This window comes from Flavisolibacter ginsengisoli DSM 18119 (assembly GCF_900129295.1).
Taxonomy (GTDB): Bacteria; Bacteroidota; Bacteroidia; order Chitinophagales; family Chitinophagaceae; genus Flavisolibacter; species Flavisolibacter ginsengisoli.
This window is the reverse complement of the sequence record NZ_FQUU01000018.1, coordinates 38663-51525: the sequence shown is the minus strand read 5'-3', so window position 1 is coordinate 51525 and position 12863 is coordinate 38663. Positions and strand designations below refer to the sequence as shown.

The 12863-nt window shown below is 43.0% G+C and carries 12 protein-coding genes; 7 read left to right on the top strand and 5 right to left on the bottom strand.

Annotated elements, in window-relative coordinates:
* Positions 1-82 precede the first annotated feature (82 nt).
* Together BUA53_RS17295 and BUA53_RS17290 are read left to right on the top strand one after the other, a co-directional pair.
* Positions 83-751 carry a DUF2461 domain-containing protein gene (locus BUA53_RS17295; RefSeq protein WP_072836649.1) on the top strand — a complete coding sequence of 223 codons (669 nt, stop codon included), beginning with the start codon at positions 83-85 and terminating at the stop codon, positions 749-751.
* Positions 752-808: 57 nt separating this feature from the next.
* Complete coding sequence (locus BUA53_RS17290) at positions 809-1645, top strand: oxidoreductase (RefSeq protein WP_072836648.1); 837 nt, start codon at positions 809-811, stop codon at positions 1643-1645.
* Between the two features lie 74 nt (positions 1646-1719).
* On the opposite strand, the gene BUA53_RS17285 is transcribed toward BUA53_RS17290, so the two are convergent.
* The gene (locus BUA53_RS17285) at positions 1720-2904 is read right to left on the bottom strand and encodes an outer membrane protein assembly factor BamB family protein (RefSeq protein WP_072836647.1); all 1185 of its coding nucleotides are present in this window, start codon (positions 2902-2904) and stop codon (positions 1720-1722) included.
* 684 nt (positions 2905-3588) lie between these two features.
* On the opposite strand from BUA53_RS17285, the gene BUA53_RS17280 reads away from it, so the two are divergent.
* Entirely contained in the window at positions 3589-4278 is a 690-nt protein-coding gene (locus BUA53_RS17280) for a hypothetical protein (RefSeq protein ID WP_072836646.1), read from the top strand.
* Between the two features lie 133 nt (positions 4279-4411).
* Here BUA53_RS17280 and BUA53_RS17275 read toward each other — a convergent pair whose 3' ends face one another.
* Entirely contained in the window at positions 4412-5404 is a 993-nt protein-coding gene (locus BUA53_RS17275) for an aspartate-semialdehyde dehydrogenase (RefSeq protein WP_072836645.1), read from the bottom strand.
* Positions 5405-5636: 232 nt separating this feature from the next.
* On the opposite strand from BUA53_RS17275, the gene BUA53_RS17270 reads away from it, so the two are divergent.
* A complete protein-coding gene (locus BUA53_RS17270) occupies positions 5637-7352 on the top strand; it encodes a lamin tail domain-containing protein (protein WP_072836644.1) in 1716 nt (571 codons plus the stop codon).
* 76 nt (positions 7353-7428) lie between these two features.
* Here BUA53_RS17270 and BUA53_RS17265 read toward each other — a convergent pair whose 3' ends face one another.
* Positions 7429-8352 carry a PfkB family carbohydrate kinase gene (locus tag BUA53_RS17265; RefSeq protein ID WP_072836643.1) on the bottom strand — a complete coding sequence of 308 codons (924 nt, stop codon included), beginning with the start codon at positions 8350-8352 and terminating at the stop codon, positions 7429-7431.
* 184 nt (positions 8353-8536) lie between these two features.
* The gene (locus BUA53_RS17260; protein WP_072836642.1) at positions 8537-9283 is read right to left on the bottom strand and encodes a DUF3575 domain-containing protein; all 747 of its coding nucleotides are present in this window, start codon (positions 9281-9283) and stop codon (positions 8537-8539) included.
* Positions 9284-9408: 125 nt separating this feature from the next.
* Here BUA53_RS17260 and paaE point away from each other — a divergent pair, with 125 nt between their 5' ends.
* Complete coding sequence (gene paaE / locus BUA53_RS17255; protein ID WP_072836641.1) at positions 9409-10488, top strand: 1,2-phenylacetyl-CoA epoxidase subunit PaaE; 1080 nt, start codon at positions 9409-9411, stop codon at positions 10486-10488.
* Here paaE and BUA53_RS17250 read toward each other — a convergent pair whose 3' ends face one another.
* The gene (locus BUA53_RS17250; RefSeq protein WP_072836640.1) at positions 10489-11211 is read right to left on the bottom strand and encodes a TlpA family protein disulfide reductase; all 723 of its coding nucleotides are present in this window, start codon (positions 11209-11211) and stop codon (positions 10489-10491) included.
* A gap of 271 nt (positions 11212-11482) precedes the next feature.
* Between BUA53_RS17250 and paaA the strand changes: the two genes are divergently transcribed.
* Both paaA and paaB read left to right on the top strand, forming a co-directional pair.
* On the top strand, positions 11483-12430 hold the full coding sequence (paaA, locus tag BUA53_RS17245; RefSeq protein WP_072836639.1) for a 1,2-phenylacetyl-CoA epoxidase subunit PaaA: 948 nt from the start codon (positions 11483-11485) through the stop codon (positions 12428-12430).
* A gap of 59 nt (positions 12431-12489) precedes the next feature.
* Complete coding sequence (gene paaB, locus BUA53_RS17240; RefSeq protein WP_084080218.1) at positions 12490-12855, top strand: 1,2-phenylacetyl-CoA epoxidase subunit PaaB; 366 nt, start codon at positions 12490-12492, stop codon at positions 12853-12855.
* Positions 12856-12863: the final 8 nt, after the last annotated feature.

Here is a 12863-nt window from a genome sequence, read left to right as displayed (position 1 = left end):
ACCAGCATGCTGCAGTCAACTTTTTACTTTTCATTTGACCGCACAATAAGGTTCACCTGCACAGATTCTTTATCTTCATTTCATGATAGAACCGCAAACCCTGACCTTCTTAAAAAAGCTAAAAAAAAATAACAATAAACCCTGGTTTGACGAGCACAGGGCGCAATATGAAGCTGCACGCATCGACTTTTCCAATTTTATTCAATTGCTTATTGACGCACTGCAGTTAAAAGATACCACTATCACAGGCATGACATCAAGGGAGTGCATGTTTCGTATCAACCGGGACATTCGCTTTTCTAAAGACAAACAACCTTATAAGACAAATTTTGGAGCCAGCATTAAAAGAGGTGGACGTAAATCCGGTTTTGCCGGGTACTATTTCCACCTGGAGCCGGGAAATAGTTTTATTGGCGGAGGATTATGGATGCCCGAGCCCGCGGCTTTAAAAAATGTGAGGCAGGAAATTGATTACAACTGGGAAGAATTCCAGGCTATTTTAAAAGAAAGAAATTTTAAAAAAACCTACGGCGATCTATATATGGGTGAGGGCATGAGCCTGAGCACCACGCCTAAGGGATATGAAAAAGATAATCCCGCCGCTACTTACTTAAAGTTGAAAGTTTTCATTGCAGAAACAGCAGTGACAGACGAAGAACTGGTAAAGGCCAGCTTGCATAAAAAAACACTGACGGCCTTTGAAGCTTTGCAACCACTGCTCAATTTTATCAATACAGCCATTGACGTATGAAAAGGTGATTGAACCATTACGGCCGGAAATTTGTTCCTATAACACTAAAACAATTATATGGCAAAGACCTGGTTTATAACCGGCGCATCTAGTGGGTTGGGAGAAGCATTATCACAAGCGGTACTGTCTGCAGGGGATTCAGTGGTGGCCACTTTTCGCAGGCCGGAACAGGCAGAAGCATTTTCCAGGGAAGCAAAAGAGAACGGGATGGGCCTGGTGCTGGATGTTACCCATACAGCAGATATTTCGAAGGCACTACAGGAAGCAAAAAACAAGTTTGGACGCATAGATGTATTGGTGAACAATGCAGGATATGGCACTATTGGAGCCATTGAAGAATTTAACCTTGACGAGATCAGGGAGCAAATGGAAACTAACTTCTTCGGTGCTGTTGCAGTAACCAAGGAAGCCCTGCCCCTGATGAGAGAACAAGGTGGCGGACATATAATACAGATCTCATCTCAATCAGGCTTCAGGGCCTCTGCGGGGTTTGGTATCTATAATGCCAGCAAATTTGCACTGGAAGGTTTCAGTGAAGCACTGGCCCAGGAAGTACAACCTTTCGGCATTAAGGTGGTCATTGTAGAACCCGGACCTTTCCGAACTCAATTCCTTGGATCATCTGTAAAGACCCCGCAACAAACCCTCGATGCCTATAGCAAAACAGCTGTTGCCCAGATGTATCAATATATGGAACGCATGAATGGTAAACAGGAAGGTGATCCCGAAAAGGCAGCCCGCGCCATAGTAGATTACATTCACAACAACAGGGAACCTTTGCGCCTGCCATTGGGTAAAACAACTATACAGGGAATGAGAGCCAAACTGGCTTCGGTAGAAAAAGATATTACCGCCAATGAAGCCATTTCTGTAAGTACCGTTTTCGAAAACTGACTTACCTGTCAATGAAATCATTTAAATGAACTTTTATAATTATGCACATGGTTACCGCATGGTAGCCATGTGTTTCATTTACCACGCTCCACATATTTGAAATCACCACCTGCATAAACTGTATGTTCACTTACAGCTAATGAGAATACTACATCATCTGTTCCCGGGTCCCATTCTGTAAGAAAACCTGTACGCTTATCGATAGCTGCCAGGTGATTGCGTGCCATGCCACCAATTAAAAAAAAACCACCTCCTGCATACAATGTATTACTATCAATAGCAATGGATGTGACACCTCCGTTGGCATTTGGATTCCAGGAAGTAACCATACCGGTACTGGCATCAATGGCTGCAAGGTTATTTCTTGATTGACCGTTAATGGCAGTAAAATTTCCACCTACGTAAACTGTACTGCCATCCTTCATAACCGATGATATCCTGCCATTTGAATTCGGATTCCATGGCAGCACATTACCCGAGCCCAGATCAACAGCTGCCAGGTAATTTCTTTGTTGTCCCTGTATAGAAGTAAAGTCACCGGAAACATATGCCACTGAACCATCAATGCCAATGGAATAGGTAAGGTTGTCAGCATTAGGATTCCACCCTGTAGCAATGCCAGTATTAGCATCAATAGCTGCCAGGTAGTTTCTTGCAGTTCCACCAGCTTCTTTGAAATAACCTACTATATATACAAGGTTCCCTGCCAGGGCCATATTAAATACCCATCCTTTTACGGATGGATTCCATGCTATTGCTTTGCCTGTAATTGCGTCTAATGCTGCCAGGCTTGTTCTTGGCTGCCCTCCAATATGATTGAATTCGCCTGCTACATATACAAGGTTGCCTGCCACCTTAATATCCAACACCGGTTGATCTGCATCGGCATTCCAGGATGAAAGAGATCCGTCTTTGTTGATCCTGGCAATATAATGACGGGGCTGACCGCCTACCTGTGTAAAGAACCCGCCTATATACCAGCCTCCGTTTCCATCAGGTGCTGCCGTTGCCACCCTGCTATTAGGTTGCACAAATGAGAGATCCGGAATTCCAGTTGCTTTATCAATAACAGCCCCATAGGACATGTTTTGAAAACCAGGAGTAAAATCAGAAGAATTATCCTTGGAGCTACCTTTAGTAGCTACGACATGAGATGCACCATTTGCATCCATTGAGTTTATAACCAGGTTTTGGGGATAAACTGTCTTTACGGGCAGCAACGCTCCGGCTATTATCAGGCAGGCACACCACTTCTTCATAACAGTTAAGCTTTTATCCTAAATGTGAAGAAGATGGCTATTTAAAGTTATTAAATAAAAACACAATATAAACTCATCAGTATAACTATTTCTTCATGTCTTAATTAGTCAAAATCAATTCATTGAAACGAGCATTTGTCTGGATTGGCAACAGGGACAATCCCTTAACCTGGTAAATGATACAAGATTCAAATAGTAACAAATGTTGTCCATTTTCTTATAATCAAATAAGCATAAAAGGTAGTTGAACCCTTAAAGAATGAGTGCACTCCAATAATTCCACTTTTACATTCATACAGCAACCTTTGATAAACAAACAATGAAGCTGATAAGTTTACCATCAACCACCAATATTCCAGGGATAAGACACGATTGAAGCACCTTTGTACCGCCTCTTTAAAGAGCCGTTACAGAGCCGTTACAAAGGCGGCACATAGGCGGTACATAGGCGTTACATAATAGCCTTTATTGGGATGCTGGGTAGCTCCAAATAGGTTGTCAGTTTTTAATAATTATTCCAATAAAACTTGTCTTATTGTTATCGGAAGCATAGACCCATTCTTTTTCTATGCCTTCTATTGTATTTACACCCCGTTTTTACAATTTCACAACAATAAGAATTGTTAAGAGGCTATGATCCACATTTATTGATTTGTAATCTTGTTGTACCAAAAAACTGTATTCATGAAAAGAGATCTACTCCTTTTGCCAGTTTTATTCTTTGTCCTTTTTACTTCCTGTGCAGGACATAAATATTACACTTCCTCTTCCTTTGATCAACAGACGGCAAGGCATAAATTGATAGCGGTGCTCCCTGCTGAAATGGTCTTTACAGGCACGCTGCCAAAAAATCTGTCACCAGAGGACATTGCCTTGATTGAAGAAACAGAGAGCCGCACCTTTCAAAATTCATTATACAACAGCATCCTTCGTCATGCCAATGGCAGGAAGTACTATACCAGTATCAACGTGCAGGATATAGGAACTACCTTAAAGCTGTTGGAAGAAAATAAGATTACGATCAGGGATTCATGGAAGCAGGATGACCGGCAATTAGCTAAAATCCTGGGTGTGGATGCAGTAGTCAGGATGCGCATTCAAAAGAAAAGATACATGAGCGACCTGGCATCAATGGGAGTCAATATGGGCAGGCAGGTGTTATACCAGTTAGGTGCCGGCAGTCGTTTTCCCTTTCCTTATGTATCAGACAAGACCAATGATATTTATGCCTCCTGCAATGTGGTAAGCAACAATCAAACCTTATGGAATGATAACTACCAACGTGGTGCAGATTATAATAATCCATCCGAAACTGTCATCTATGACATCACGGATAATTTTGGAAAACATTTTCCGTATAAGAAGAGGAGTTAACAGGTTTTTAGTTGACAAGAAGTAAAAGCACTTAACCATTACTGGGAGTATGTCTGCAAATAACTTATAAATTAATTTAGTTAGGCCAGGAACCTTTCGGCCTGGCCTAACTAAACTCTCTTATCAGTAAATCTTATCCCAGCATGTTTTTTCCCACCAGGTATTCTGCTATCTGTACAGCATTGGTGGCAGCACCCTTGCGCAGGTTGTCGCTAACGATCCACATATTCAGTGTATTGGGCTGCGTTTCATCCCGACGCAATCTCCCTACAAACACTTCATCTTTTTCATGCGCCCACAAAGGCATTGGATATACCTGCTGCGAAGGGTCATCCTGAACAATGATACTAGGTGATGTACAGAGTAATTCACGCACCTCGTTCAGATCATAGTCTTTCCCAAACTCCACATTCACACTTTCACTATGGCCTCCCATAACGGGTATGCGCACTGTGGTTGCAGTTACCTTGATGGAATCATCTTGCATGATCTTTTTAGTCTCGTTCACCATCTTCATTTCTTCCTTGGTATAACCATTATCCAGGAACACATCGATCTGCGGCAATGCATTCAGGTCGATGGCATATTTATAAGCCATCTCGCCCTGGCGGCCTTCCCTTTCATTAAATAATTGATCAACCGCTTTCTTGCCTGTACCTGTTACACTCTGGTAAGTAGACACTACTACCCTTTTCACACCATATTTTTTATGCAATGGCTGCAGCGCTACTACCATCTGGATAGTAGAGCAATTGGGATTGGCTATGATCTTATCATTTACTGTGAGCACATCTGCATTTACTTCCGGAACCACCAATGGCTTGGTAGGATCCATTCTCCAGGCAGAGGAATTATCGATAACAGTTATGCCCGCAGCGGCATATTTAGGAGCCCACTCCAGCGAGGTGCTTCCGCCGGCAGAGAACAGCGCAACGGCTGGTTTGGCATCTATACCATCCTGCATGCTCACCACCTTATATTTCTTTCCCTTAAAGTCAACTTCTTTTCCAACTGATCTTTCTGATGCTACTGGAACTAATTCATCTACAGGAAAATTCCTTTCAGCCAATACCTGCAACATTTTTGTACCTACAAGGCCGGTGGCGCCAACAACTGCAACTTTCATTTTTGTTTCTTTTAGTGGTTTGTTATAATGGCAAAAAAAAGCCTTCCGTTTAGGGAAGGCTTGTAATCTATTTAAAACATACTCATACGTTACACACCTTCCGTTTGGGAAAACTGTTTCTTCGTACGTTTTGTATGTGTAATGATCAACATTGCGGGGCGAAAGTAACGCCAAATCTTTTTCTTTCCAAATAGACTATATTTTTTTACAAATAGTTTTTACATTTAACGCAATGAGGCCAAAACTACTGCTGCCATTACTCCTGGCACTATTCAGTACCCCTGTTCTCTTTGCGCAAACCATCTCACGTTATGATATAGTGATCGACGAGATCATGGCAGACCCTTCCCCACAGGTTAAACTTCCAAATGCTGAATACATAGAATTAAAAAACACCAGCGGCCATGAGCTAAACCTTGCAGGATGCAGACTGCGCACTGCTTCATCCACCAGTGGCGCTTTTCCTCCATATATTTTGCCTGCCGACAGTTTTTTGATTATAAGCTCCACTACCAATGCTCTATTGTTTACCAACTATGGACGTACACTTGGCATTCCTTCTTTCCCTTCCTTATTGAATGAAGGAACGATGTTGATCCTGCAATCCAAAGAAGGTATAGTGATACATGCGGTCAATTATTCTTCCGGCTGGTACCAGAACCCTGTCAAAGCAGATGGAGGCTGGAGCCTTGAAATGATAGATACGCATAATCCCTGTGAAGGAGTAAATAACTGGAAAGCATCTATTGACCCCCGTGGAGGTACACCTGGCAGTAAGAATTCCGCGGATGGTTTAAACAGGGATGAAGCACCGCCTCAATTAATAAGGACCTACAGCCTGGACAGCCTTACAGTAGTTGCTGTATTTAATGAATCATTAGACAGTCTGTCTGCATCCAATAAGGCCAGCTATAGTTTTAATAACCTGCTTATTAATAGCGTAACACCGGAGGCTCCTTTATTCAATATGGTTACCATCAGGCTGGCTGAGCCTATGCAAAAAAAGACCCAATACAATTTAACCGTGCTATCTGTGACGGATTGCTCAGGCAATTCCATTGCGGGATTTAATAAAGCCAGGGCTGGCTGGACGGAAGAGGCTTCCCCGGGAGACCTGGTGATCAATGAGATCCTTTTTGACCCCAGGCCAGGTGCATCTGATTACCTGGAAGTGTATAACAACAGTAATAAGATATTAGATGCTTCGCATCTATATGTTGCCAATAGAAATACTGCAGGAGAGCTCAGTTCAGTCAAAAAGTTTACCGATCTGCCTCAAATAATGTTTCCCGGGGATTACCTGGTGCTAACCGAGGATCCCATTTCGCTTCAAAAGGAATACCTGGTCAGGGACCCAGCCACCATCATAAACATTCCTATGCTGCCTTCTTTCCCTGATGACAAGGGATATGCTATTGTAACAAATTTGCAGGGGCAGATAGTAGATGAAGTGCCTTATTCTTCCCAATGGCATTTTGCGCTGATTGCTGATGCTGAAGGAGTGGCACTGGAAAGAATTAATCCTTCCGCTCCTTCTGCTGATGCAGGGAACTGGCATTCGGCTGCTTCCACTGCAGGATATGGAACACCGGGGTACCTTAATTCACAATATGGATCAAACGAATCTGCTGGCTCTACCATCGAGGTCTCTCCAAAAATATTCTCTCCTGATAATGATGGCCTGGATGATATAGCCACAATAAAATACCTGGTGGAAGAAAGAGGTTATGTGGCCAATATCACATTATTCAACTCAAATGGAATACCTGTGCGCTCCCTTGCAAGAAACCAAACCCTGGGATTAAATGGCTACTGGAACTGGGATGGACTGGATGATAAACAACAAAAGCTACCCCGGGGTACCTATATCATTTATACAGAACTCTTCAACCTGCAGGGTAAAAAGAAACAATTTAAGAGCACCATTGTCCTTGCAAGAAAAAATTAGGCATCCGGGGGCCTGCGGTTACTTTAAAAAAAAGAGCCTAACAGGTAGGCTCTTATAATTATTTGAACAAATGGTGTTATACCAGTTCTATGTCAAAGCTTACCAGTTCCTGGAACTGCTGTAAGCGGCGGTCAATATCTGACTTTGTAATTTCTTTTATTCGTTGTGTGCCAAATTTCTCCACGCAGAAGCTGGCCATTGCCGAACCGACGATGATAGCAGTCTTCATATTCTCATAAGAAATGTCCCTGGTCTTTGCAAGATGGCCAATGAAGCCGCCGGCAAATGTGTCACCTGCTCCTGTTGGATCAAAGACGTCTTCCAGGGGCAGGGCGGGAGCAAAAAACACCTCATCGCCATGAAACAATAAAGCACCATGTTCACCCTTTTTAATGATCAGGTATTTAGGGCCCATAGTAAGGATCTTTTTGGCTGCTTTTACCAGGGAAAACTCATGACTAAGTTCTCTTGCCTCCCCATCGTTCACCAATAAAACATCCGTCATGGTAAGCACTTCTTTCAGGTCATCTAAAGCGGTTTCCATCCAGAAATTCATAGTATCCAGTACTATAAGTTTAGGGCGCTCTCTCAATTGCTCAATAACCGCTTTTTGAAGTTTTGGCATCAGGTTGCCCAGCATCAGGAACTCTGCTCCCTGGTAGCTCTCTGGAATAACAGGGTTAAAATCAGCGAGTACATTCAGGTCAGTCACCAGTGTATCGCGGGTATTCATGTCCATATGGTACTTCCCTGCCCAGAAAAAAGAAGGTTTGTCCGGTACTATTTCTACACCTTCTACCTCTACACCCCGCTCCTTCAGTTCATTCATTTCAGCCTCGGGAAAATCATATCCCACAATAGATACCTGCTGCACCGGCTTAATGAAATTTGAAGCTGCATAGGCTACATAAGTAGCTGAACCACCTATGATCTTATCACTTTTTCCAAAAGGAGTTTCAATAGCATCAAATGCCATTGTACCAACAACGATTAAAGACATTTCTAGTTTAAATTAGATTAGAGATTACCACTATTCAAAGCCTGTAGCATACTTAAACAGGCCAGGAAACACGGACGTTTATACGGCGTGCAAACCTAAAGTAATTTTAATAAGCTGCCTTTAATTATTTGGTGTTTATAGCCTGTTACCTTTTCACGGAATGCCCTTTTATGTAAACCCCGTGTTAAAACCGCACACCAATAGAAAGCCCAAACCGCAGACCGGGCAAAAAACCGCTGTAGTCCGATGAAACTGTTTTGGCATTTGGATCTACCACCACATTCAGCTTATCGCCAATTATGGGCAGGTCTCCAATAGAGCTATTGATCTCTGCCTGGGCATCTGCAGCATCCTGCGCATCCCAGGGATCTGTGGAGGTAATATCGTGCATAACCACTTTATGGGTAGCGCTGTTAGCTTCAGGTCCCAGGAAGAAGAAATCAATCACTACTCTTTTGGCTATCAGGAACTGAACACCTAATTGTGCACCAACTCCAAATCCTTTATAGGCGCTCGTGGTGGCAAAATTGGTTGGCTTGCCATCTAGATCTGTATCAAGGATGGTTGATCCATCACTTTTTACATACTTCAGGTAGGGCTCAAAATACATTCCTGCCATTGCTGCATTACCCAGGTACATACGATAGCCACCCATGACGGAAAAGGTCTTCATTTCCACCTCCCGGTCCTTATCATCTATTCTAACTGATGTTGTCTTGCTTATGGGAATACCAATATTAAAGGTTACAGATTTCTTCTTTTTGAAATTGTATTCTCCCATCAAACCTATTTTGCCAAAATAAAGACTGGAAGGATTCCATTTTATGATGGTAAAAGGGATATAATGCTCATTATTTGCAGCATCGCCGGCCTGGGCGTTTACATGCTGGAACAGGCAACTGAGGGCAAGCAGGAAAAAGATTCTTTTCATGTAGTGTAAGTTTTGGTTGTATGTGCTCCTAAGGTAATATGATTCAATTGAAATTGAAACAAAGTACCTGCAGGCCTATAATCATTTGATGGCTGCATCCTTATCTTTGGCGCTATTGAGGCTATATGATCCATTTCCATTCCCTTCGTGTTGAAAAAATAGACAGGCAAACAGATGATTGTGTTTCCATCAGTTTTATTGTTCCTGAAGAATTGAAGGATACATTCCGCTTCAAACAGGGACAAACGCTCACCATCCGCAAAAAGTTCAATGGAGAAGAAGTTCGACGCAATTATTCTATTTGCAGCAGCCCTTTTGACAATATACTGCAGGTGGCTGTAAAGAAAGTAGAAGGCGGCCTGTTCTCTTCATTTGCTAATGACGAATTAAAACCTGGGGATGAACTGGAAGTGTTGCCTCCTACGGGAAAGTTTTACACTGAATTGTACCCCGAGCAAAAGAAAAGCTACGTAGCATTCGCAGCTGGCAGCGGTATCACACCAATATTATCCATCATCAAAACCACCTTATTAACAGAACCTAAAAGCCAGTTTACACTGGTTTATGGAAACCGCACCAAGAATTCCATCATATTTAAAGAAGAACTGGAAGCCCTGAAGGATAAATTCATTGACCGGTTCCGTATCTATCATATTCTTAGCAGGGAAAGATCAGATGCAGAAATTAATTATGGACGTATCGACACAAATAAATTAGATCTTCTCTTCTCAAAGCTGATAGATGCCCAACACTGCGATGAGTTCTTTATTTGCGGTCCCGAGGAAATGATCTTTTGCATTAAAGGTTACCTGGCAGGCAAAGGCATTGCCCCTGATAAGGTGCACTTTGAATTATTTACTGTTCCGGGGCAAAAAACAACAGGAATAGATACACATGAAAAAGCTATTGAGGAACAAGGCGCTACAGCCAGGGTGCAGGTGAAGCTTGATGGGATCCTTTTTGATTTTGACCTCGCCTATGAAGGACAAAGTGTACTGGATGCGGCGCTGGAGAAAGGAGCAGACCTTCCCTATGCTTGTAAAGGTGGTGTATGCACTACCTGCAAGGCCAGGCTTACCGAGGGTGAAGTGACCATGGACGTAAACTGGGGACTGGAACCCGAGGAAGTGGAAAAGGGTTTTATCCTTACCTGCCAGTCGCACCCAAGATCTGAAAAGATCACAGTTGATTTTGATGCACGATGATCAATGAGCTGCAATCCCTGGTGCGGATTTTTGCAGCAATTCATTAATGGACCTTTTCACCCAGTAAACTGTGTTTGGCGCCAGCCCTGAAGTATGAAAATATACCTTCCCTGAAGGATCCAGCACCACATGTGTTGGGTAGAACCTGACCCCGTAATTAGAAGCGATCATACCCCCGCCCTCAACCATGGTATAGTTAAATGGCATTTTAGTAAGGAAGTTTGCAATATCCTTGGGAGAGTCCAGTGATACGCCTATAAAAAGAACGTCCTTATTGTCTTTGAAATGTTCCACCAGTTTGTTCAAATCTGGTATTTCCCGGCGGCAGGGGCCACAATTGATGAACCAAAAGTTCAATACAATGATCTTTCCTTTTGCATTGACCAGGTCCACAGGATTCCCATTAAGATCCTTTGTAGTAAATAGCTCTAATTTCTTCCCGGTTGTAAAAAAATTACTTTCCTTGGGCTTAGGCATTTTTGAGTATTCAGCATCAATGGCATTCTCACTCAATTTCATTAATATTAAAGCGCTCTTTTGGTCATTAGGATTTTCTGGTCTCAATCCATAATCACCGCTGTTGAATAGCTTTCGCCATTCCTGTAACGGGTACACCCTGCCTGTGGAATCTTTTACTACAGAAGCATCGGTAACCGCAATATTGACCTGGGCATGCAAGCCAAGCGTAAACAGCAAGAAAATAAGTGCAGCAATGGGTTTCATTCGCTTAAATTAAAAACTAAAGATATATTGTAATAGCTCTATTTCACAGCAAATAATCTATCAGGTACCTAACTTGGCAGAAGTTTTAAATCCCTTACCTTATGAACTGATGCTTTCACCAGTCTGGCCCTATTCTATATAGTACCAGCTGCATTCATAGAAAATACTTGTTGCTAAGTATCAATTGGCAAAAACATATGCTTTTAAGCTCTTCCGGAATTAACACCAAAGGGGAAATGGTTTCATTAAATTTGTGGTAACGAAATGCTATATGACTACACAGGAACTTGAAAAGAATTTCCAGGATAAGGTGGATGCCGAGGTTCGCATTGAGCCCAGGGATTGGATGCCTGGTAAATACCGCCAGACCCTTATCCGTCAAATAAGCCAGCATGCACATAGTGAAATTGTTGGCATGCTCCCCGAAGGAAACTGGATCAGCCGTGCACCCTCCTTAAAACGCAAACAAATACTGATAGCCAAAGTGCAGGACGAAGCCGGTCATGGCCTTTATTTGTATAGTGCCGCTGAAACCCTTGGTATCACCAGGGATGAAATGATAGAACAACTGCACAGCGGCAAAGCCAAATATTCATCCATATTTAATTATCCGACGATTACCTGGGCCGACATGGGCGCCATTGGCTGGCTGGTAGATGGAGCAGCCATTATGAACCAGGTGCCACTGTGCCGAACCTCCTATGGACCATATAGCAGGGCTATGATCCGCGTTTGTAAAGAAGAAAGTTTTCACCAGCGCCAGGGATTTGAAAGCCTGTTGGTTCTCAGTAATGGCACACCGGAACAAAGGGCTATGGTGCAGGATGCAATTGACAGGTGGTGGTGGCCAAGCATTATGATGTTTGGACCTCATGATGCCGAAAGCACGAATACTGAAGCCAGCATGAAGTGGAAGATCAAACGCTTCAGTAATGATGAATTGAGGCAGCGCTTTGTAGATATGATCGCAGAACAGGTGAAGCTTTTAGATATGACACTGCCGGACCCCGAACTTAAATGGAATGAGGCCAGGGGGCATTATGATTTTGGAAAGATCAACTGGGAAGAATTCTGGAATGTGGTAAGTGGAAATGGTCCCTGTAATAAACAACGCCTTGATGCACGCCGCAAAGCCTGGGAGGAAGGTGCATGGGTACGTGAAGCTGCCAAAGCCCACGCTGAGAAAAGAGTGCTCAGGGAGAAACAACAGGCTGCCTGATCAATGCTGCTTTAAACAAGCAACAACCTCAATATTAAAGAACAAGAAAGCCAGGAATAATGAATCAAACAATTATCAAATACTACTATGGAGATTATGGCGACAAAGAAATGCCTTCCGGAGCAGGCCAGCACAGTCCTGTTGCCAATGAATGGCCTCTTTGGGAAGTGTTTATTCGCAGCAAACAGGGACTGGATCATAAACATGTAGGTTCGCTACATGCAGCCGATGCACGGATGGCCATTGAGAATGCTCGGGATGTGTATACCCGCCGGCAGGAAGGCGTTAGCATTTGGGTAGTGGAAAGTAAATACATCCATGCATCCAATCCTGATGATGCCGAAAGTTTTTACGAGCCAGCCAATGATAAGGTGTACCGTCACCCCACCTTTTATGACCTGCCGGATGAATTGACACATATGTGAGGCCTGTC

Bases quoted from the DNA above. Each gene is read 5' to 3' on its own strand.
- BUA53_RS17295 (WP_072836649.1), top strand. From the start codon at position 83: ATGATAGAACCGCAAACCCTGACCTTCTTAAAAAAGCTAAAAAAAAAT.
- BUA53_RS17290 (WP_072836648.1), top strand. From the start codon at position 809: ATGGCAAAGACCTGGTTTATAACCGGCGCATCTAGTGGGTTGGGAGAA.
- BUA53_RS17285 (WP_072836647.1), bottom strand. From the start codon at position 2,904: ATGAAGAAGTGGTGTGCCTGCCTGATAATAGCCGGAGCGTTGCTGCCC.
- BUA53_RS17280 (WP_072836646.1), top strand. From the start codon at position 3,589: ATGAAAAGAGATCTACTCCTTTTGCCAGTTTTATTCTTTGTCCTTTTT.
- BUA53_RS17275 (WP_072836645.1), bottom strand. From the start codon at position 5,404: ATGAAAGTTGCAGTTGTTGGCGCCACCGGCCTTGTAGGTACAAAAATG.
- BUA53_RS17270 (WP_072836644.1), top strand. From the start codon at position 5,637: ATGAGGCCAAAACTACTGCTGCCATTACTCCTGGCACTATTCAGTACC.
- BUA53_RS17265 (WP_072836643.1), bottom strand. From the start codon at position 8,352: ATGTCTTTAATCGTTGTTGGTACAATGGCATTTGATGCTATTGAAACT.
- BUA53_RS17260 (WP_072836642.1), bottom strand. From the start codon at position 9,283: ATGAAAAGAATCTTTTTCCTGCTTGCCCTCAGTTGCCTGTTCCAGCAT.
- paaE (WP_072836641.1), top strand. From the start codon at position 9,409: ATGATCCATTTCCATTCCCTTCGTGTTGAAAAAATAGACAGGCAAACA.
- BUA53_RS17250 (WP_072836640.1), bottom strand. From the start codon at position 11,211: ATGAAACCCATTGCTGCACTTATTTTCTTGCTGTTTACGCTTGGCTTG.
- paaA (WP_072836639.1), top strand. From the start codon at position 11,483: ATGACTACACAGGAACTTGAAAAGAATTTCCAGGATAAGGTGGATGCC.
- paaB (WP_084080218.1), top strand. From the start codon at position 12,490: ATGAATCAAACAATTATCAAATACTACTATGGAGATTATGGCGACAAA.